General features: G+C 30.5%; 20 protein-coding genes and 1 pseudogene. 16 read left to right on the top strand and 5 right to left on the bottom strand.

Features of this window, described 5'->3' with window-relative positions; all coding sequences use genetic code 11:
* The first annotated feature begins 46 nt into the window (after positions 1-46).
* The 10 genes from mfd (at position 47) to ftsH (ending at position 10,783) form a co-directional block, all read left to right on the top strand.
* On the top strand, positions 47-3,517 hold the full coding sequence (gene mfd, locus B8869_RS01630; RefSeq protein ID WP_084230021.1) for a transcription-repair coupling factor: 3,471 nt from the start codon (positions 47-49) through the stop codon (positions 3,515-3,517).
* A 25-nt stretch (positions 3,518-3,542) separates the two neighbouring features.
* A complete protein-coding gene (locus tag B8869_RS01635) occupies positions 3,543-4,679 on the top strand; it encodes a peptidylprolyl isomerase (protein WP_084230022.1) in 1,137 nt (378 codons plus the stop codon).
* Between the two features lie 43 nt (positions 4,680-4,722).
* Positions 4,723-5,550, top strand: a complete 828-nt coding sequence (locus B8869_RS01640) for an SAM-dependent methyltransferase (protein WP_084230023.1) — start codon at positions 4,723-4,725, stop codon at positions 5,548-5,550.
* Positions 5,551-5,685: 135 nt separating this feature from the next.
* On the top strand, positions 5,686-5,970 hold the full coding sequence (locus B8869_RS01645; RefSeq protein WP_084230024.1) for an HU family DNA-binding protein: 285 nt from the start codon (positions 5,686-5,688) through the stop codon (positions 5,968-5,970).
* A gap of 34 nt (positions 5,971-6,004) precedes the next feature.
* Positions 6,005-6,247: an RNA-binding S4 domain-containing protein gene (locus tag B8869_RS01650; RefSeq protein WP_084230025.1), complete on the top strand. Its 243-nt coding sequence runs from the start codon at positions 6,005-6,007 to the stop codon at positions 6,245-6,247.
* Positions 6,248-6,297: 50 nt separating this feature from the next.
* On the top strand, positions 6,298-6,588 hold the full coding sequence (locus B8869_RS01655; RefSeq protein WP_084230026.1) for an FtsB family cell division protein: 291 nt from the start codon (positions 6,298-6,300) through the stop codon (positions 6,586-6,588).
* Positions 6,589-6,614: 26 nt separating this feature from the next.
* Positions 6,615-7,004 (top strand): S1 RNA-binding domain-containing protein, encoded by a 390-nt coding sequence (locus tag B8869_RS01660; RefSeq protein WP_084230027.1) that lies wholly within the window; start codon positions 6,615-6,617, stop codon positions 7,002-7,004.
* A gap of 31 nt (positions 7,005-7,035) precedes the next feature.
* On the top strand, positions 7,036-8,337 hold the full coding sequence (gene tilS / locus B8869_RS01665; protein ID WP_159445223.1) for a tRNA lysidine(34) synthetase TilS: 1,302 nt from the start codon (positions 7,036-7,038) through the stop codon (positions 8,335-8,337).
* A 1-nt stretch (position 8,338) separates the two neighbouring features.
* Positions 8,339-8,869, top strand: a complete 531-nt coding sequence (gene hpt, locus B8869_RS01670) for a hypoxanthine phosphoribosyltransferase (protein ID WP_084230029.1) — start codon at positions 8,339-8,341, stop codon at positions 8,867-8,869.
* 15 nt (positions 8,870-8,884) lie between these two features.
* Entirely contained in the window at positions 8,885-10,783 is a 1,899-nt protein-coding gene (gene ftsH, locus B8869_RS01675) for an ATP-dependent zinc metalloprotease FtsH (protein WP_084230030.1), read from the top strand.
* 230 nt (positions 10,784-11,013) lie between these two features.
* Here the strand turns inward: ftsH and B8869_RS01680 are convergent, their stop codons facing one another.
* From B8869_RS01680 to B8869_RS01700, 5 genes and pseudogenes are all read right to left on the bottom strand, one after another.
* Complete coding sequence (locus tag B8869_RS01680; RefSeq protein ID WP_084230031.1) at positions 11,014-11,919, bottom strand: ISL3 family transposase; 906 nt, start codon at positions 11,917-11,919, stop codon at positions 11,014-11,016.
* Complete coding sequence (locus tag B8869_RS01685; RefSeq protein WP_084230032.1) at positions 11,916-12,209, bottom strand: transposase family protein; 294 nt, start codon at positions 12,207-12,209, stop codon at positions 11,916-11,918. Before B8869_RS01685 ends, B8869_RS01680 begins: the two co-directional genes overlap by 4 nt.
* A 218-nt stretch (positions 12,210-12,427) precedes the next feature.
* A complete protein-coding gene (locus tag B8869_RS01690; protein ID WP_084230033.1) occupies positions 12,428-12,799 on the bottom strand; it encodes a hypothetical protein in 372 nt (123 codons plus the stop codon).
* A 106-nt stretch (positions 12,800-12,905) separates the two neighbouring features.
* Positions 12,906-13,896, bottom strand: a pseudogene (locus B8869_RS12600) (IS30 family transposase).
* Between the two features lie 87 nt (positions 13,897-13,983).
* Positions 13,984-14,226, bottom strand: coding sequence for a hypothetical protein (locus B8869_RS01700; RefSeq protein ID WP_084230034.1), 243 nt, complete (start codon positions 14,224-14,226; stop codon positions 13,984-13,986).
* 627 nt (positions 14,227-14,853) lie between these two features.
* Here B8869_RS01700 and B8869_RS01710 point away from each other — a divergent pair.
* The 6 genes from B8869_RS01710 (at position 14,854) to B8869_RS01735 (ending at position 19,837) form a co-directional block, all read left to right on the top strand.
* Positions 14,854-15,144 (top strand): CD1845 family protein, encoded by a 291-nt coding sequence (locus B8869_RS01710; RefSeq protein WP_084230036.1) that lies wholly within the window; start codon positions 14,854-14,856, stop codon positions 15,142-15,144.
* An 86-nt stretch (positions 15,145-15,230) separates the two neighbouring features.
* Positions 15,231-16,208: a replication initiator protein A gene (locus B8869_RS01715; RefSeq protein WP_084230037.1), complete on the top strand. Its 978-nt coding sequence runs from the start codon at positions 15,231-15,233 to the stop codon at positions 16,206-16,208.
* Positions 16,209-16,222: 14 nt separating this feature from the next.
* A complete protein-coding gene (locus tag B8869_RS01720; RefSeq protein WP_084230038.1) occupies positions 16,223-17,080 on the top strand; it encodes an ATP-binding protein in 858 nt (285 codons plus the stop codon).
* Between the two features lie 14 nt (positions 17,081-17,094).
* Positions 17,095-17,586, top strand: coding sequence for a PcfB family protein (locus B8869_RS01725; RefSeq protein ID WP_048949727.1), 492 nt, complete (start codon positions 17,095-17,097; stop codon positions 17,584-17,586).
* A gap of 197 nt (positions 17,587-17,783) precedes the next feature.
* A complete protein-coding gene (locus B8869_RS01730; RefSeq protein ID WP_049555303.1) occupies positions 17,784-17,990 on the top strand; it encodes a hypothetical protein in 207 nt (68 codons plus the stop codon).
* Between the two features lie 44 nt (positions 17,991-18,034).
* Positions 18,035-19,837: a VirD4-like conjugal transfer protein, CD1115 family gene (locus tag B8869_RS01735; protein ID WP_084230039.1), complete on the top strand. Its 1,803-nt coding sequence runs from the start codon at positions 18,035-18,037 to the stop codon at positions 19,835-19,837.
* The last annotated feature ends 28 nt before the right edge of the window (positions 19,838-19,865 follow it).

A 19,865-nucleotide genomic window follows, 5' to 3' on the forward strand; every position in this document is an offset into this window, starting at 1 on the left:
TATTCTTCCCGATTTTACTTGTTATATTAAAGCTTAGGAGAAAATATTGTTATTAAAAGATGGTTTTAGAAGTTTAAAGAATTTTTTAGAAATAAAAAATAGTATTGAAAATGGAGAATCACTGCATATATATGGAGCAACTCCATCTGCAACTTCCCATTTTTCTTACTCAATTTTTGAAGATAAACCGTTGGTTATTGTAGCCAATGATGGATTAAAAGCTAGAAAAATATATGAAGACTTAGTAAGTCTTGGACAGAAAACTGAATATTTTCCTGAAAGAGAAGTTTTTCTTTTTAATAAGTTTTCCAAATCTACAGAAAACACATACAGCCGTTTGAAAACTATGACTAAGCTGATAGATGGAGAAGTGGATTTTTTAGTTTGTACACTCGGAGCATTAGCAGATAAATACAGTCCGGTGGAAGTCTTTAAAGAATATTCATTTGAAATCAAAGAAGCTGAAAACATAGTTGAAAATATAGAGCAGAAGCTCATTGACTTGGGATATGAACGATATACTCAAGTAGAGGCTCAAGGGCAGTTTGCAATCAGAGGAAATATAATAGATATATATTCTGAAAAACCTTACAGAATAGAACTGTTTGATATTGAAGTTGACTCAATTAGAACCTTTGATATATCTACTCAAAGGTCAGTTGAAAAGCTAACTCAGATAGAGATATTGCCGGCTCAAGAAATGATTTTAACAGCTGAAATGAAAGAAACAGCTATAAAGAAGTTGAAATCAGAATTAAAAAAATCTAAGTTAAGTGGTAGAGAAAAAGACAGGTTTGAAGAAAAATTCGGTAGAGTTTTGGAGAAGCTTGAAGGCGGAGATGTATCTTCAATTATAGATTTGGCAATTCCATTCTTAGATGCAGAGCAGACGAGCAACATAATTTCCTATTTTAAAACAGAACCTGTGATAGTGATGGAAGAGCCTAATATATCTTTCGAACACTTAGAGGCTAATGTAAGAGACGGTTTAGACAATTTGTCTGAATTGATTTTGAGAGGGGAAGCTCTAAAAGCGCATGAAAATGTAAAATACAATGAGTCTTTCTTAGTTGAGAATTTAATTAAATCAAATTTGGTTACATTAAATACTTTGACGATATCTCAAAAATATTTTAAATCGGGCAGACCTTTTAACATAAAGATGAAGTCATCAACAAACTATCGTGGAAAGATGAAATTGTTTGTAGATGATTTAAAAGATTATGTCTATAGGGGAAATAAAGTCATAATTTTGGCTGGAAGTGAAACCAAAGCTAAAAAGTTGGTGACTACTTTAGCAGAATTTGATTTGCATTCAAGGTTTGATAAAAATTTAGAAGACGAAATAAGAACTTCTGAAATTGTGATAACTGAAGGTAGTATTCACGATGGTTTTGAATTAGTAGATTCAAAATATGTAGTGCTTAGTTATTCGGAAATATACGGAAATCAAAACAGTAAGAAGAAAAATAAAAAGGATAAGAATTCTAAAAAAGTAAGCTTTGACGATTTAAAAGTTGGAGATTATGTAGTTCACGAGGCACACGGTATAGGTAAGTATATAGGCACAGACAGACTTGAAGTGCAAGGTATACAAAAAGACTATGTTATATTAGAGTATCGTGGAGAAGATAAGCTCTTCATTCCTATAGAAAACTTGGATTCAATTTATAAATATGTGGCTGGAGATGGTGTTAAGCCTAAGATAAATAAATTGAATTCAGTTGAGTGGAGTCGTACAAAACAAAAGGCGAGAAAGAATGTTGAGGACTTAGCAGATGATTTAATAAATCTCTATGCAACTAGGGAAAAGATAAAGGGTTATAGCTTTAGTGAAGATACTCAGTGGCAAAGTGAATTTGAAGATGCATTTATCTATGAAGAAACAGAAGGCCAGACAAGTTCTATAGAGGAAATTAAAAAAGATATGGAATCTGAAAAGCCTATGGACAGACTTTTGTGTGCTGATGTTGGGTATGGAAAGACAGAAGTTGCGCTTAGAGCAGCTTTTAAAGCCATTATGGATTCTAAACAAGTTGCGTTTTTGGTTCCAACCACAATACTAGCAGAACAACACTACAATACAATTGTGGAAAGATTTAGAGATTTCCCAGTGAAGATAGCTCTTTTATCCAGATTTAGATCTCGTGCGCAAATAAAACAAGATCTTGAAGATTTAAAAGCAGGTTATGTGGATATAGTTGTGGGGACTCATAGACTATTGTCTGAAGACGTAAAGTTTAAGGATTTGGGACTTTTGATAATAGATGAAGAGCAACGTTTTGGTGTAAGGCATAAAGAAAAATTGAAGACTCTAAAGGAAAATGTAGACACTTTAACACTTACTGCCACACCAATTCCAAGAACTTTGCAAATGTCCATGATTGGAATAAGAGATATGTCTGTAATTGATGAACCACCAGAAGAAAGATTCCCTGTCCAAACTTATGTACTGGAACACAATCCATCTATGGTAAGAGAAGCCATTATAAAAGAAATTGAACGTGGTGGCCAAGTATTTTACGTTACAAATAGAGTTCAAGAGATGGAGCTGAAGATGGCAGAGCTCAAAGAGTTAGTTCCTGAAGCGAGCTTTACTATGGCACATGGTCAGATGAGCGAAAGACAGCTTGAAAATACATTTGTAGATTTTATAAAAGGTGAGTATGATGTCTTGATAGCATCTACAATTATTGAAACTGGGCTTGATGTGCAAAATGCCAACACAATTATAGTTACAGAAGCAAATCGACTTGGTCTTTCTCAGCTTTACCAATTGAGAGGTAGAGTTGGAAGATCTAACAGAATAGCATACGCATATTTCACTTATGAAAAGAACGTATCGCTTACAGAAGTGGCTACTAAGAGACTTAAGTCTATTAAAGAGTTTACTGAATTTGGAAGTGGATATAAGCTTGCACTTAAAGACCTTGAAATTAGAGGTTCCGGTTCAATACTTGGCTCAAGACAATCCGGACACATCAATTCAATAGGTTATGATTTATATATAAAATATCTAAAAGAAGCTGTTGCCAAGAAACGTGGCGAAGAAGTGGAAGATATAGAAGATACACAAGTAGATATAAAGGTTAATTCATTTATACCGCATAGCTATGTGATGGACAATGAACAAAGACTTGAAATTTACAAAAAAATTGCTATGATTGATAGTGACGTTGAATATCAAGATTTAGTTGATGAACTAATAGACAGATATTCAGATATACCAGAAGAAGTTTCTAATCTAATGGATATTTCTCTAATAAGGAATAAGGCAAGAGAGTCAGGAATTACATCTATTATGCAAAATGGTGATAAGTATGATTTAAGGCTTAAGAACTTACCTAATTTAGAGTTGATAAATATACTACAAGATGTATATAGAAGTATAACTTTTGATCTTGGAGCATCGCCAGGATTTAAAATAAAAGGTTTAAAATATCCACTACAGGATTTATTAAAAATTGTTGAAATGGTTAAGTTACACAAAAATAACACCAATTCAAGCGCTTCTTAGTGTATAATATTAAAAAAAAGAAAGGATGAATGTTTTGAATTTAAAAAAGACTATGAATAGAATTGTGTTGGGAGTAGGTCTTTCAGCACTACTTATAACAACAGCATGTGGAACACCTAAAAAAGAAGGCGTAGCAGCAACAGTAAACGGAGTAGACATAACACAAGAAGAATTTGTAAAGAACTATGCAAGCCAAAGAAATTATTACACTCTTTCAGCAGGTAGCGAAGATTATTTAAAACAAAATTCTCCACAAGATCCATCAAAGACTATGGACCAAGTAATCAAAGAATCTGTTTTAAATGATCTAATCGATATGGAAATTTTAAAGCAAGATGCTGAAAAGATGGGGATAAAAGCTGATGAAGTAGAAGTTGACAAAAAACTTAATGAAATTAAAGAGCAAATGGGTGGACAAGAAGCATTTGATGAACAATTAAAACAAATGGGTTCAAACGAAGCTTATTATAGAGAATACTTCACAAATTTAAACATAATGCAACAATACTACAAAGCTAAAGAAGCAGACTTTAAAGCTACTGAAGATGAAATCAAAAAATACTATGATGAGCACAAAGATGAATACTTTACAGCAGATGCAGCTCACATTCTTGTTAAAGATGTAAACGAAGCTAACTTAATCAAAAAAGAATTAGCTAAGGGAGCAGATTTTGCTCAAATAGCAAAAGAAAAATCTACAGATAAGGGAACAGCTGAAAAAGGCGGAGAACTTGGAGAATTTTCAAATGGAATGATGGTAAAAGAATTTGAAGATGTAGTTAAATCTATCAAAGTTGGAGAAATCTCTGACCCAGTTGAATCTCAATTTGGATTCCACATCATCAAATTAAATAAATTTGAAAACAAGAAATTAGAAGAAGTAAAAGAAAATATTGAAAGTGCTGTAACTCAACAAAAATACAAAGATTACCTTGATAAACTTAAAAAAGATGCTAAGGTAGAAAAATTTGTAAATGTAAAAGAAGAAATTGAAATTCCAGAAGCTTTCAAATTACCAGCAGCTACAACACCAGAAGATACTAAAAAAGAACCACAAGCTGATGAAGTTGGAAATTCAACTGTAGAAACAAAAGAAACAAATAAAAAAGCTACAGAAAATAAAGCTGCTAACGCTGAAACAAAAACAGAAGAAAAGAAATAATTGAATTAGAGGAGGGGCGGCAATAAGCCGCCTTTTTTATAAAATGATAAATATAATAGGACTTGGAGCCACTGATGAATATGGGATCACACTACAGGCTCTTGAATTTATAAAAGACAAGAATCCCAACTATTTGAGAACTGAAAAAGTTGATGCAATTAAAAAATTCAATGAGATAGGCGCAGAGTATAGTACATTTGATTACTTATATGAAAGCGAGGACACATTTGAAGAGGTGTACAATAAAATTGTTGAAACACTAATCAATGAATCTAAGCAAAGAGAGATAAACTACTTTGTGCCGGGCACTCCGCTAATAGCTGAAAGAACGGTTTTGAAATTGATTGAAAGCAGAGTAGAGATAAACTTAGTTGCGGGTGTAAGCTTTATAGAACATATTTTAAATGCAGTAAAAAGAGATCCATCAAATGGATTTATGCTACTTGATGCGGATGACTTTTCATCATTTAATATAAACACTAAATTGGATATAGCTATTACTCAAGTTTATAACATGAGAACAGCTGTAGATTTAAAATTAGCTCTTTCTGAAATATATGGAGATGAATATCAAGTTTATTTTATAAAGAATGCCGGGCTTTCAGATGAAGTTGTTGAAAAGATATCGGTATATGAAATGGACAGAATGCAATACAATCACCAATGCGTTATATACGTTCCAAAATCAAACATAATAGGTTTTGGCGACATACTTCAAAAGTATAGAGAAGAAGGTAAAAAAATGGATGCTGATGTAGAAGAATTGGTTTTAAATTTGAAAAAAGATTTGGAAACTTTAGTAGCTATTGATGCAAATGGAGATAGTTATATCTACGATATATTACAGGAAGTCTATAATAAAAATGTCTAAAATTAGGCTTTTTTTATAAATTTAAGTGGAAACATTACCTGAGATAGGGTATAATAACGATAGTCTTTAAAAGATAAGGTAATTGCACAGTCAAATATATATGATTGAAACGGCAATTAATAAGGAGGATTTATAGTGAACAAATCAGAATTAGTAACAAGCATTGCAGAAAAAAGTAATTTAACAAAAAAAGATGCTGAAATGGCTCTTAATGCGTTTTTAGAATCAGTACAAGAAGCTCTTACAGATGGAGAAAAAGTACAATTAGTAGGATTTGGAACTTTCGAAGTTAGAGAAAGAAAAGCAAGAGAAGGAAGAAATCCAAGAAATCCTGAAGAAATTATCAAAATTCCTAAGTCAAACGCACCTGTATTCAGATCAGGAAAAGCATTAAAAGAAGCAGTAAATAAAAGCAAATAAGCTATTGGGGGCATAAGTAGCTCCCATTTTTAATATGAGACTAGATAAATTTTTAAAAATATCAAGAATAATAGTAAGACGAACTGTAGCTAAGACAGCAGCTGAAGGTGGACATATAAAGATAAATAACAATGTTGCAAAACCATCAACTGAAGTCAAAGTTGGAGATTTAATTGAAATAGAATTTGGCAACTCTACAAGAAAAGTAGAAGTATTAGAGATAAAAGATCACGTAAAGAAGGATGAAGCTGATAGTTTGTATAAAATTATCGATTAACTCCTTGAAAAAACTACTTTCTGATGTAATAATGATTTTGGAGGTTATTTATGAAAAGAAGAAGAATTCCCAAAATTTATATAGCTATAATAATTATTTCAGTAATTTATGCTGGACATAATATGAGTGCGGCTATGTCCCAGGCTCATGACAAAAGTATTCAGTTAGCTGAATATAACAGGGAAATAAAGACCTTAAAATCAGATATAAATAAGCTTGAAAAAGAAAAGAAATCATCAGGTTCTTTAGAATTTATCGAAAAAGTGGCAAGAGAAGATCTTGGCATGGTAAAGCCTAGAGAAGTGGTTTATATTGATAAGGAAAAAGCCGAACAAAAATAGTTTAAGAACACAGGAGGAATTATTTAATGGCATTAACTGTAGGCCAAATAGTAGAAGGTGTTGTATCAAATATTATGAAATTTGGTGCATTTATTAGTTTACCGGAAGAGCAAAGTGGGTTAGTACATATATCCCAAATATCCGATTCATATGTTGAAAATGTCAGTGACCATTTAGAAAAAGGTCAAACAGTAAAAGTTAAAATACTTTCAATGGAAGATGGCAAAATTGATCTTTCGATAAAACAAGCACTTCCTAAGACCTCTAAACCGGCTGTACTCGATTTTGAAAAAACAGAAAAAGATTCTTCTTTTGAAGATAAGCTTTCAAAGTTTTTAAAAGATTCAAATGAAAAATACGAACAAGCAAGATCAAGACAAAATGCCAAAATGGGAACAGGTAGATCTCGTAGATAATGGCCATCAAAGATGGCCATATTTTTTTGATATGAAATATAATAGAGCTTTTTATGAAAATTTAAAAAAATACAATATGGTAGATGAAGGAGAAGAAATTGTAGTTGGATGTTCAGGTGGAGCAGACAGCATGTTTTTACTCTATAATCTATTTTTGTTAAAAGAAGAATTAAAATTAAAAATCAAAGTGTGTCATGTAAACCATGGGATAAGAGAGACGGCAAAGAGAGATCAAGAATTTGTAAAGAAAATTGCCGAAGAATTGAACTTGGAGTTTTACACGATAAATGTTAATATGGACGATTTTGCAAAAGAAAATAAAATGAGTTCAGAAGAGGCAGGCAGATTTTTAAGGTATAAATTCTTTAGACAATTTAATTCAAAAATATTTACAGCTCACAATAAAGATGACCAAGCAGAGACAATTTTGTATAGAATTATAAGGGGAACAGGACTTGCCGGACTGCAATCCATAGAGTATGTAAATGGAGATTTGTATAGACCTATGCTAAATATTAGCCGTAAGGAGATAGAAGCTTATCTATTAGAAAATAATATTGAACATATTGAAGATGAGACAAACTCTATGACAATCTATACAAGAAATAAACTTAGACTTGAATTGATTCCATACATTGAAGAAAATCTAAATTCAAACTTTAAAGATGCTCTTTTGAGGTTACAAGATTTATCTCAAAAGCAAAATTCATATTTTCAAAAGATAATAGATTTATATTTTGAAGAAAATTTAGATGGAGATGTGTTGAACATAGCTAATCTAAAAGATGAAGATGATTATCTAATAAGCCTTATAGTGAGAGAGTATTTTATAAGATTGGATTTAATAGAAGGCATAGGAAAAGCTCAAATAGAGAATATAGTTGAATTAGTAAAGCAGGATTCAGCTACTATAACAGTGCATAAATCAATTTTTGAAATATCTCAAGGCTATTTATTTCAAAGACGTGAAGCAGTTGAAATTGATGATATATTAAAGATTGGAGAAAATAAAACTGAGCTTGGAACTTTTGTGGTGGAAAGTGGAATTAAAAAGGGTAAAAATTCAATTCAGATAGATGCTACAAAGATAAAGGGACAGCTTAAAGTTAGAAATAAAAGAAATGGAGATAAATTCACTCCTATAGGAATGAAAGGCTCTAAAAAATTAAAAGATTTCTTTATAGATGAAAGAATTCCAAAGTATAAGAGAGATTCAGTTGCCCTTATAGTGGATGATGAAGAAATAATATGGGTGGCTCCATATAGAATGAATGAAAAATATAAAATAGAAAAAGAAACTGAAAAAATAGTCAGCATAAGCTTGGAGGTATAAATTGGGTAATATAAAAGAGATACTGATTAGTGAGGACCAAATAAAGAATAGAATTTTTGATTTAGCTAAAGAAATAGAAAAAGATTATGATGATGAAATCTTGATGATAGGAATTCTAAAAGGTTCTACTCTCTTTATGGCAGATTTGATTAGAAATATTGATAAGACTGTCTATATGGAATTTATGCAAGTTTCAAGCTATGAGGGTACAGAATCAACAGGAAAAATCAATATTAAAAAAGATATTGAAGTAGATTTAACTGGTAAAGATGTTTTGGTAGTGGAAGATATTATAGATACTGGCAACACACTTGGATACTTAGTTGAAAATCTAAGAAGTAGAGGAGCTAAATCTGTAGAGATAGTAACTTTACTTTCAAAACCAGAGAGAAGATTAAAAGAAATAGACTGCAAATACATTGGATTTGAAATAGAAGATAAATTTGTAGTTGGATTTGGAATGGACTACAATCAAAGATATAGGAATTTATCATACATTGGAATATATGATAATTCAGAAGAAAATATTTAAGCAGGAGGTATATTATTGAATAAGAGAATAAGTGGAATATTACTCTACTTAATGCTAATAGGACTTGTTCTGTTTGGATTTAGAATACTTACTCCTCCACAAGAAGTGGTAGATAAAGTTTCTGCGACTAAATTTGTACAAGCACTTGAGAAAAATGAAGTAACAGACATACACTATGACGATTCAAAAGTAACTTACAAACTAAAAGATGGTAAGCCTTATATGACTTATTTACCAAAGGAGTCAAGAGTAAATATATATGAAACATATATAGCTCCTAAGGTTAGCGAAGGGAAAATAAATATTTCTCAAGAGCCAATAAAGGTTACACCATTTTATGTTGAATGGATACCGACAATAGTTATATTGTTAGTATTTATAGCTGCTTGGTACTATATGATGAATCAAACTCAAGGTGGCGGCGGTTCCAAAATGGGTAATTTTGGAAAGAGTAGAGCTAGAATGATTAAGCCTGATGATAAGAAAATAGTAACTTTTAATGAAGTTGCGGGACTTGTCGAAGAAAAAGAAGAACTATCTGAAATAGTAGACTTCTTAAAGAGCCCTAAGAAATTTATGGAAATGGGAGCGAGAATTCCTAAGGGAGTTTTGATGGTAGGTCCTCCAGGAACTGGTAAGACATATCTTTCAAGAGCTGTTGCGGGAGAGGCAAAAGTACCTTTCTTTATAATGAGTGGTTCAGACTTCGTTGAAATGTTTGTTGGGGTAGGTGCAAGTCGTGTAAGAGACTTATTTGAATCTGCAAAGAAAAACGCACCATGCATAATCTTCATAGACGAAATAGATGCTGTTGGTAGACGTCGTGGAGCCGGAGTTGGCGGAGGACATGACGAGAGAGAGCAAACCTTAAACCAACTTTTAGTTGAAATGGATGGCTTTGGAGAAAACGAAGGCGTGATAGTGATGGCGGCTACAAACCGTTCTGATATATTGGACCCAGCTCTTATGAGACCAGGTAGATTCGACAGAACTGTTTACGTTGGCAGACCTGATATAAGAGGAAGAGAACAAATATTAGAGATACACTCTAGAAACAAAAAAATGGCAGAAGATGTGGATCTAAAGACAATAGCTAAGAGAACACCTGGGTTCACACCTGCAGATCTTGAAAATTTGATGAATGAAGCAGCACTACTAGCAGCTAGAAGAGGCGAGACAAGAATCAGCATGGAAGATGTTGATGAGGCATCTATAAAAGTTCAAGCAGGACCAGCTAAAAAATCCAAAGTAGTAACAGAAAAAGAGAGAAAGCTTACAGCTGTTCACGAAGCAGGACATGCAGTTGCATCAGTTTCATTAAATAATACTGACCCGGTTGATATGATTACAATAATTCCTCGTGGTATGGCTGGTGGATTTACATCATATTTACCTGAAGAAGAAATAACATTTATGACAAAGGGACAAATGGAAGACAAAATAGTAACTCTTTTAGGTGGTAGAGTTGCAGAAGACTTAGTCCTTGATGATATTTCAACTGGAGCACATAACGATATTCAAAGAGCTACTCAATTAGCAAGAGATATGGTAACAGAATACGGTATGAGCGAAAAAATAGGGACTATAAACCTTTCTACTGATGAAGGCGAAGTATTTATTGGAAAAGACTTGGGAAGAAGTAGAAACTACTCTGAACAGACTGCGTATGCCATAGACCAAGAAGTTAAGCGAATGGTTGATGAAGCATATACAAAATGTAGAACTATACTTTCTGAGAACATGGATAAACTTTTAAAAGTTTCAGACACTCTTCTTGAAAAAGAAACAATTGGAAGAAGCGAATTTGAAAGAATAATAAGAGGAGAACAAGAGCCTGTTGAAGGTGAAGTTCATATAGAAAAATCTGACTTATCCGAAGAAGCAAAGCAAATTGTAGAAGATATAGATAAATAATTTTAATTTAGAGAACCTTGTGGGATTTATAAAATCATACGAGGTTCTTTTTTATTGGCTCTATGTCAAATATTGGGGAGACTCGTTAACTCGAGTCTCTTTCTTTATGTAAAAATGGGCACATAGACGCTAATAAAGATATCAAAACTAAAATAGCAAAAAACAACTAAAAATAAGCATAGCAAATAAAACCCCTAGGGGTTTTGCAAATTTTCCCGTTTTCCTAATCTCTACTTACATGAAAACATAATTCTTTTTCTAAACAAGTCAAAATTTCTCATACCAAAGCAATTTCTTTTTAATGTTTTTATCTTTGTATGAGTTCCTTCAAGAGGTCCATTTGACCAAGAGTAATCAAATGAATTACATATTTCTTCAAACCAGTTATTAAAAGAAGTGATACAAGATTTAAATTCTTTTAATTTTGATTCATCTGCTCTTTTTATCCATTCTCTTAAAGCTTTTTTAGCTCTAGTTTTGTTTGGCTGACTAAGTACATACTGGTACCCACAGGGCACACAGTAGAACAATTCTTTTAACTTGTATGCTTCCTTTAATTCCTTGTTAAGTTCAATCATAAGTGATACTTCATTAGCTTGTTCTGAAGTTAGCTTAGAGGCAGGTTTTGTAATTAAACTCTTACTTCTTTTAAAATATTTCCTAAGCTTTGATGATACATCCTTTTGTATTCTCTTTCTAACATTTTCTAATGCCCAGGATACTTGTCTTATGAAGTGGTACCTATCTATGATATGTATTGCGTTTTTAAAGAATGATTTCTTAACTGATTTAAATGTTTTAGACATATCACTTACAAAAAATTTTACTTCGTTTCTTTCTTTGTTTGGTATCTTTTCAAAGTACCCATACAATGTATTCTTATCTCTTGATGGTAAGATATCTATGATAGAGTGTTTAGATCCATCAAGAAGAGAAGTCTGATACCTGTTATTACCACTATCACCTTTAAATTCGTCTATACATAATACTTCTGATAGCCTATCTCTAGAAGCACTTAAACAATTTAAAATTCTTAATACTGTGTTTGAAGAAACATTATACCTATTAGCAATAGAAGATATAGAATAAAGCTCATCAAACTCAGAAACAATATCAAAAACAAGTCTATTGGTCATAGTATGACCTTTGGCAATAAAATCAAGATTCCTCTCAAACGAGAACCACAAGACTTACAATCATATCTAGTTTTCTTTAAGAAAATCAAAGATTTCTTACCTCGGATGTGAGTATCCCTAATCTTTTGAATCCTATGATCATGAACCCAAATCTTTTTAGAACCACAATGAGGACAAATAGACATCTTAGAAACAGAAGCGTGAACATTAACAAAATTATTACTCTCATCAACACTATCAAAAACTACATCTTTAAAACCAAACAAATTCATGATATTATTATCTTGCACTTATATGCACCTCCAAGCTTTGTTGTTGATTACTTAAAGTTTAGGACTTAAAAGCGTATAAGTGCAATTTTTTTGCATAAAAATATCTGTTAGGGATTTACTCCCCAACAGATATTATAGAGCCTTTTTATTTTGAATTGAGCAGAAAAAAACTTCCTTAGACAAGAATTCTAAGGAAGTTTTAGAGGAAGGTAACTTTAAGAAATTTTTTATTTTAACTATTTAACACAATCTGCTCCACAAGAGTTCTCAGATAGTGCTATAGGAGGAAAGACTTTATCCAGTAATTTTTGATTTTTTTCGTTTGCTTTATCTACTATATCGTATAGTTTGTTAAGTTCATCTGTTATAGGTTTTGTTTCTTTGTTTAGTCTATTTTCTATATTTTCTAATTCTAAATTTAAAGCATCTAATTTCTTTTGATCTTCTTTTAGAATATTTTTTTCTTTTTTATTTAACACAGTTGAACTTTCAATTTCTGAAATAATATCTTTTTTACTTTCATCTAATTTAGGATCGCTATAAAATTTATCCCATAAGTCTTCATGTGTAGAATAGATTTCTTCAAACTTTTTAAAGATTGGATCCATAAGTTTTTCATGTGCTGCATTTAATTTATTTTCTAAAGATTTGATTTTATCTTTAGTAGGTTTTAATTCTTTTTCTGTAGACGAATTGTCAAATCAAATGCAACACCTATGGTAAGAGACCAAAAAGTTCTTCTTTAGGTGTTTTATATTTTATACATTTTCTAGGTCTATTATTCATTAAACTTAAGTTATAATTTAATTCATCAATATTCACTTCTGATAAATCCATACCCTTAGGATAAAACTCCCTCAAAAGTCCGTTACTATTTTCATTTGTACCTTTTTGCCATGCACAATAGGGATCACAAAAAATAAGTTTTGCATCCTAATTCTTTTTCTATTTTCTCAAATTCTGAAAATTCTTTACCTCTATCAAAGGTTATTGTTTTTACTAATTCTTTTGGATAATCTTTTAATGCATTTATTATTGCTGGTGTTACGCTTTCCGACTTTCTATTTTCTAACTAGGATTGCTATATAATATCTAGATTTTCTTTCTGCTAAAGTTACGAAACAACATCTACTTTTCCTTTTATGATCTAATCTGCCTGATTCCACTGTATCTGCTTCCCAGTGGCCTAATTCTTGCCTTCTGTATATCTCTTTAGGTCTTTTCTTAATTGTTCTACCTTTATCATTGAATTTTCCTCTTTTTTCTTGCTGGCCTTTTAAATTTAGTCTTTTCTTCTCTAAATTTTTCATACTAGTTTTTGGCAGCTTTTTGGCGTGTATCATTCTATATATCGTTGAGGTAGATGGTAATTCATGAATCTCATTTGTGTTTCTATTTGATATTTGTTCAGGGGACCAATGTTCGTTAATCTTTACAGTTAAATAATCAATAACATCTTTAGAAAATTTACTTTTCTATGGCAGTCTTTTCTTCTATCAATATATTTATCATTTGCCTTTATCGGAAAGTACTTAGTGTAACTTCCCCTACTAACTTTTATCTTAGATGAATTTCTTTTAATTTCTCTAGATATTGTACTAGGTGACCTTTTAAGTGCTTGTGCAATTTTCCTTATACTCATTCCTAAATTTAAAAATTGGTAAATACAAGATCTTTCTTCTATGGTAAGATGGTTATAGCTCATAGTTAATCACTCCTTTTAATATGTTTTGTTTGGTCACTTACATATTAACACAGCTGATTAGCTATGAGTTTATTTATGTTGCACTTGTTATGATAAATTATCTGTATTTAAAAGTTGTTGTTTTTCTTTATCTGAAATGTTTTTAGAGTTTTTAATACTATCTATAAAACTTTTTTCTGTATCTACTTTAGTAGCGGCACAACAATATGTTGAACACTCTAAACGTGTAGGTTCTTTTTCCATAACTTTAGCTGTTACAGGCATAAGATTTGTTAGCATAGTTCCACCTAAAACAACTCCAGTTAGTAATAATGTACTTAGTTTTTTCATTATAATTCACTCCTTAAATTCAAGTTCATTTTTATAAGATATATAGTTTTTCTATCTGTCATTATTTTATAAAAAATGGTTGAGTAAAATCTCCTTAAAATTGAATGAATTGAGTGTATAATTGTGGCAAAAGTGTGGAAAAATTTTTTTAATATTTAGCAGAATTTTTTCGAATTTAAAAAGTGATAAAATAATTTATTTAAAGTCGGGAACCCGGCTTTTATATGTTTGTAAAAAAGTTTTTTTAAATATATAATCAATTTAAGGTAGTTTGAGAGGTGGTATATGCTTTATTTACAAAAATTTATTTTTCCTGATATGGAAACGGAATCAGATTTTTTAAGTAAGTTGAGAAGAACGTGCTACGATACGTACTATCCGTTTCAAGTCTTTATAAAAAATCGTCTGACTTTTCTTGAGTTTGCACCTATAACTATTCTATATGGTGGCAATGGTTCGGGGGGGACAGTGATATAATGATGACAGATACAATAAATCCATTAAAATCAAAGTTTAAAGGCTTCCACAAAACTTTTAAACAAGACGATTTAGGATTAAGTCTGTCATCTTTTTTATTAAATTAACAAAAAAGAAAAGAAAACATAAGTAATAAGGATTGAAGAGAATATGATGATATTTAGAGTTTTTTTCAAAATCATATTATTTCCTATTAGTATAGCGTTGAGTATCATCACTCTATTTTTAACGTTTGTATTAGGACTCAGTACAATATTTTTTAAACTGATTTCATTTATCGCTATTATGGGATTTTTGGGATCTGTTTATCATGGAGAAAAAGCACTTGCTATAGAGGCAATTATACTAGCATATCTTTTTAGTCCTTATGGTTTACCAGTGCTAGGATATTTTATTATAGAAGTGATAGAAGGGGTGAATGAAAAAATAAAAGTAATTTAAATATAAAAATAAATAGATTAAAACGATGAAAAAGAGATAGCAAAATCAAAGCTATCTCTTTTTATATGAAAAGAAAGGGGGTTATGATGAAAGAAATAGTTAAATTTGAATACTATTATGGCAATGAAGCAGAACAATATTCATTTTTTAGGATTCCCAAAACTTTATTCACAGACTTAAATTTTAAAAAACTATCCGTAGAAGCAAAAATTCTTTATGGAATCCTACTCGATAGAATGAGCTTGTCAATTAAGAATAAATGGTTAGATGAAGAAAACAAGGTATACATCATCTATACCATAGAAGAAATTATGGAAGTATTAAACTGGGGAAGAAATAAGTCGGTCAAAGTAATGAAAGAAATTGAAGAGATAGGATTATTAGAAAAAAAGAGGTTAGGACTTGGAAAGCCAAATTTACTTTATGTAAAGAACTTTATTTACACAGAAAATAATAAAACTACAGAAGTTTCAAAAGCAAACCTCAAGAAGTTTAAAAAACAAACTTCAGGAAGTTTAGAAAACAAACCTCAAGAAGTTTCAAAAGAGGACTCTAATAATACTAATATTAATAATACTGAAACTAATAATACTGATTTTAATAATACCACCCCCATATCCCCCTTAGAAAAGCTAGGAGAAAAATCAAAAAAAATTTTGGAGGAGGAAGAATTAAAAGAAACTATAAAAAAGAATATATCTTATGAAACCTTTGAAAAAGTAAGAATAGAAGAAAAGAAGCAAGTAGATGTAATGATAAATGTACTTGTAAAAGCCTTAACTAGCTTTACAAAGATTAAAATAGGAGGGAGGCATATATCCAATGAAAATTTTAAAGAAAGATTTCTAAGTCTTAACTATAAACACATAGACTATGTTTTGAAATACCTAAGAGAAAATGCTCCAAAGGATATTAAAAACATTAATGCCTATCTACTGACTCTCTTATACAATGCAGATGAAAATATTAGAAACATAGAAGTCATAAAGAGAGAAGATCAGAAAAGAGAAAATTATGACTATAGTAATGATGAGGATATCTGGAGAGAATTTTTAAATACTTGATAGGAGAGGAGCATATGGAATTAATAAAAGAAATCTTAGAACAGAAAATAAAAAATGTAGAAACAAATAGTTCATCAAAAGATGAAGAAAATAGGAGTTATATAGATCAAGAAACAGGATTAAAATATTGTGCAAAATGTAAAACACCAATTGAAAAAGAAATAGACTTCTTTGGAGAAATAAAAAAAGTTGGTATTTTATGTCAATGTGAAAAAGAAAGACAAAAATTAGAGGAAGAAAAAAGAAAAGAAAATAAAAGGCTTTTAAAAATTGAACACTTAAAAAAAGAGTGTTTTTCCGATCCTATCCTATTAAATTGGAATTTTAAAAATATGGACAAAGATAGTGAGCATGAAAAAGTAGCAAAAAACTATGTGGAAAAATTTGATGAAATATATGAAAATAATATAGGATTAATTCTCACAGGGAATGTGGGATGTGGAAAAACATATCTTGCAAGTGCTATAGCAAATGCTTTACTAGAAAAAGAAATATTAGTCAAAATGACAAATTTTTCAGTAATTTTAAATGATATGACTAACTTTGAGATTGATAAGAGTAAGTATATAGATAACCTAAATCATAAGAAACTATTAATTATTGATGATTTTGGAATGGAAAGAGATACAGATTTTGCAGCTGAGCATATCTTTAACATAATAGATAGTAGATATAGAAGTGGGAAACCTCTAATTATAACAACAAACTTAAATATATCAGCTTTAACTAATCCTGAAACTATAAAAGATAAAAGAATTTACTCAAGGATACTTGAAATATGCAGTCCCATTATATTTACAGGAGAAAATAGAAGAATAGAAAAAATGAAGGAGAAATCAAAATTAGCCTATGAAATATTAAAAAAAGAATGAAAGTAGGTGAGTTAATGCAAAATGATGATATAAATAGCAGAACAATAGCCATAGTAAAAAAAGCAAGTATAGTAACAGCCAAGCAAGTTATAAATTTGATGAAGAAAATATTAGAAATAAATAAACATAAAGCGCAGACAGAACAGTCAAGACCCTTAGAAAAATTTAAAAAAGTAAAAGTAAAAGACCTTGTAAAAAAAGGTAAAGTAGAAACCTTAGAATTAAATGACATAGACTTAAAAGCATTGAAAAAAGAATTAAAAAGATATGGGGTGAAATTTTCTATAAAGAAAGATTTAGAAAATGGAAACAACATTATCTTTTTTCAAGCAAAAGATATAAAAGTAATGGAACAAGCTTTTAAAAAGACAGTCCAGAAATTTACTAAAGATAAGTCAAGAAAAAGGAAATCTGTAATAGAAAGGCTTAATAACTTCAAGGATAAAGTCAAAGATACTATTGACAGAGATAAGGTTAAACATAAGCATCAGGAACAAAGTTTATAATAAAAACACTTGGATATATAATATATATGATGAGAAGGCATGAATAGCTTTATTGTTGAATACTATGAAAAAGAAGATTGGAATCATCCAGTAGAAGAATTTCTCTTATCTATAGATAAAAAATGAGAGCAGAAGCATTAGGAAAGAAACTAAAAAATACCTTTGAAAGTAAAATATAAGTATAATGGTGGTTCAAAATGACAAATAAAAAAATATGTCCCATATGTAACTCAAAGATGAGACAACAGTTTATAGGTCTATTACATTGCAAGTGTGGTATAAGCTATCATAAAGATTTAGGATATTTTAAAAGAAATGAAAATATGATGTTTGTCTTGGAAAGAAAAAAGATAGGTAAAAAAATAAAACAAGTTCCAGTAATAAGATATAAAAAAGATAAATAAGATACTAATGGGTAGAGAAATCTACTCTTTTTTATGGAGAGGAAGTGATTAATTCGAAAATACTAAATGAAATAATAAAAGATATAAAAAATGTTTTTAAGATAAGAGATAAGAAGAAATTTGTATTAGAAAATTTTCCTTACCTCTTATTTTTTTATATAGGAAATATCTTTGCAAGCCATGTCAACTCTTATGTAGGAGGAGATATAATAGATAGAATTCTAGTGGCTTTTAGTCAAATAGATACTTTAAAATATATTCCATCATTAAAAATAAAAAACCTGATACCCGGTCTAATTCTATCAGTAGTTATCAAGTTAATCCTTATACAGAAAAAGAAAAAAGCAAAAAAGTTTAGAGAGGGCAGAGAATATGGATCGGCAAGATGGGGAAATGAAAAAGATATTGAGCCATACATTGACAAGAAGTTTGAAAACAATGTGCTACTAACTCAAACTGAAAGACTTACCATGAACAATAGACCTAAAAATCCAAAATATGCTAGGAATAAAAATGTATTGGTAATTGGAGGTTCTGGAAGTGGTAAAACAAGGTTCTTTGTAAAGCCGAATCTCATGCAAATGCACTCTTCATATGTAGTGACCGATCCAAAAGGAACATTAGTCTTGGAATGCGGAAAAATGTTGGAAAGAAATGGATATGAGATAAAAATACTAAATACAATAAACTTTAAAAAATCCATGAGATATAATCCCTTTGCATACTTGAAAAGTGAAAAAGATATTTTGAAATTAGTACAAACAATAATTGCAAATACTAAGGGAGAAGGAGAAAAATCAACTGAGGATTTCTGGGTAAAAGCTGAAAAACTCTACTATACAGCCTTAATTGGATATATTTTTTATGAAGCTCCTAAAGAAGAACAGAACTTTACAACTCTACTTGCTATGATAGATGCAAGTGAGGTAAGAGAAGAAGATGAAAATTTTAAAAATGCAGTAGACTATATGTTTGAAGCATTAGAAAAAGAAAAGCCAAACCATTTCGCAGTAAAACAATATAAGAAATACAAACTTGCAGCAGGAAAAACTGCCAAATCAATCCTTATATCCTGTGGAGCAAGGCTTGCTCCATTTGATATTCAGGAACTTAGGGACTTAATGAAAGAAGATGAACTGGAGCTTGATACACTTGGAGAAAAGAAAACAGCTTTATTCGTAATAATATCGGATACAGATGATACATTTAACTTTGTAGTATCAATAATGTACTCACAATTATTTAATCTATTATGTGATAAAGCAGATGATGAATATGGCGGAAGACTTCCTGTTCATGTGAGATGCCTACTTGATGAATTCGCAAATATCGGCTTAATTCCTAAATTTGAAAAGCTGATAGCAACTATTAGAAGTAGAGAAATATCAGCTTGTATAATATTACAAGCACAATCACAACTAAAAAGTATCTATAAAGATAATGCAGATACCATAGTTGGCAATTGTGATTCTACATTATTTTTAGGAGGCAAAGAAAGAACAACATTAAAAGAATTATCTGAAAGCCTAGGCAAAGAAACCATAGACCTATATAACACATCAGAAACAAGATCGAATCAAAAGAGTTTTGGACTAAATTATCAAAAAACTGGGAAGGAACTTATGAGTCAAGATGAAATAACTGTAATGGACGGTGGTAAGTGTATATACCAGCTAAGAGGAGTAAGACCTTTCTTATCTGATAAGTTTGATATTACAAAACATAAGAATTATAAGTTCCTTGAAGATTATGATAAGAGAAATATATTTGACATAGAGAAATACCTACAGAGAAAAGATGAGGTTAAGTTAAAAGAGAGTATGGTAGTTGAAATATTAGATGAATAAATTTAAAATTAAATAAGAAGTAAGATAG

This window comes from Peptoniphilus asaccharolyticus DSM 20463 (assembly GCF_900176115.1).
Classification (GTDB): Bacteria; Bacillota; Clostridia; order Tissierellales; family Peptoniphilaceae; genus Peptoniphilus; species Peptoniphilus asaccharolyticus.

Coding starts and splice junctions, on each gene's coding strand:
- tilS (WP_159445223.1), top strand. CDS start 7,036: ATGAAATATAATAGAGCTTTTTATGAAAATTTAAAAAAATACAATATG.
- B8869_RS01660 (WP_084230027.1), top strand. CDS start 6,615: ATGGCATTAACTGTAGGCCAAATAGTAGAAGGTGTTGTATCAAATATT.
- B8869_RS01730 (WP_049555303.1), top strand. CDS start 17,784: ATGACAAATAAAAAAATATGTCCCATATGTAACTCAAAGATGAGACAA.
- B8869_RS01725 (WP_048949727.1), top strand. CDS start 17,095: ATGCAAAATGATGATATAAATAGCAGAACAATAGCCATAGTAAAAAAA.
- B8869_RS01680 (WP_084230031.1), bottom strand. CDS start 11,919: ATGACCAATAGACTTGTTTTTGATATTGTTTCTGAGTTTGATGAGCTT.
- B8869_RS01650 (WP_084230025.1), top strand. CDS start 6,005: ATGAGACTAGATAAATTTTTAAAAATATCAAGAATAATAGTAAGACGA.
- B8869_RS01690 (WP_084230033.1), bottom strand. CDS start 12,799: ATGGATCCAATCTTTAAAAAGTTTGAAGAAATCTATTCTACACATGAA.
- B8869_RS01655 (WP_084230026.1), top strand. CDS start 6,298: ATGAAAAGAAGAAGAATTCCCAAAATTTATATAGCTATAATAATTATT.
- B8869_RS01710 (WP_084230036.1), top strand. CDS start 14,854: ATGATGATATTTAGAGTTTTTTTCAAAATCATATTATTTCCTATTAGT.
- B8869_RS01720 (WP_084230038.1), top strand. CDS start 16,223: ATGGAATTAATAAAAGAAATCTTAGAACAGAAAATAAAAAATGTAGAA.
- B8869_RS01635 (WP_084230022.1), top strand. CDS start 3,543: ATGAATGTTTTGAATTTAAAAAAGACTATGAATAGAATTGTGTTGGGA.
- B8869_RS01700 (WP_084230034.1), bottom strand. CDS start 14,226: ATGAAAAAACTAAGTACATTATTACTAACTGGAGTTGTTTTAGGTGGA.
- B8869_RS01715 (WP_084230037.1), top strand. CDS start 15,231: ATGAAAGAAATAGTTAAATTTGAATACTATTATGGCAATGAAGCAGAA.
- B8869_RS01640 (WP_084230023.1), top strand. CDS start 4,723: ATGATAAATATAATAGGACTTGGAGCCACTGATGAATATGGGATCACA.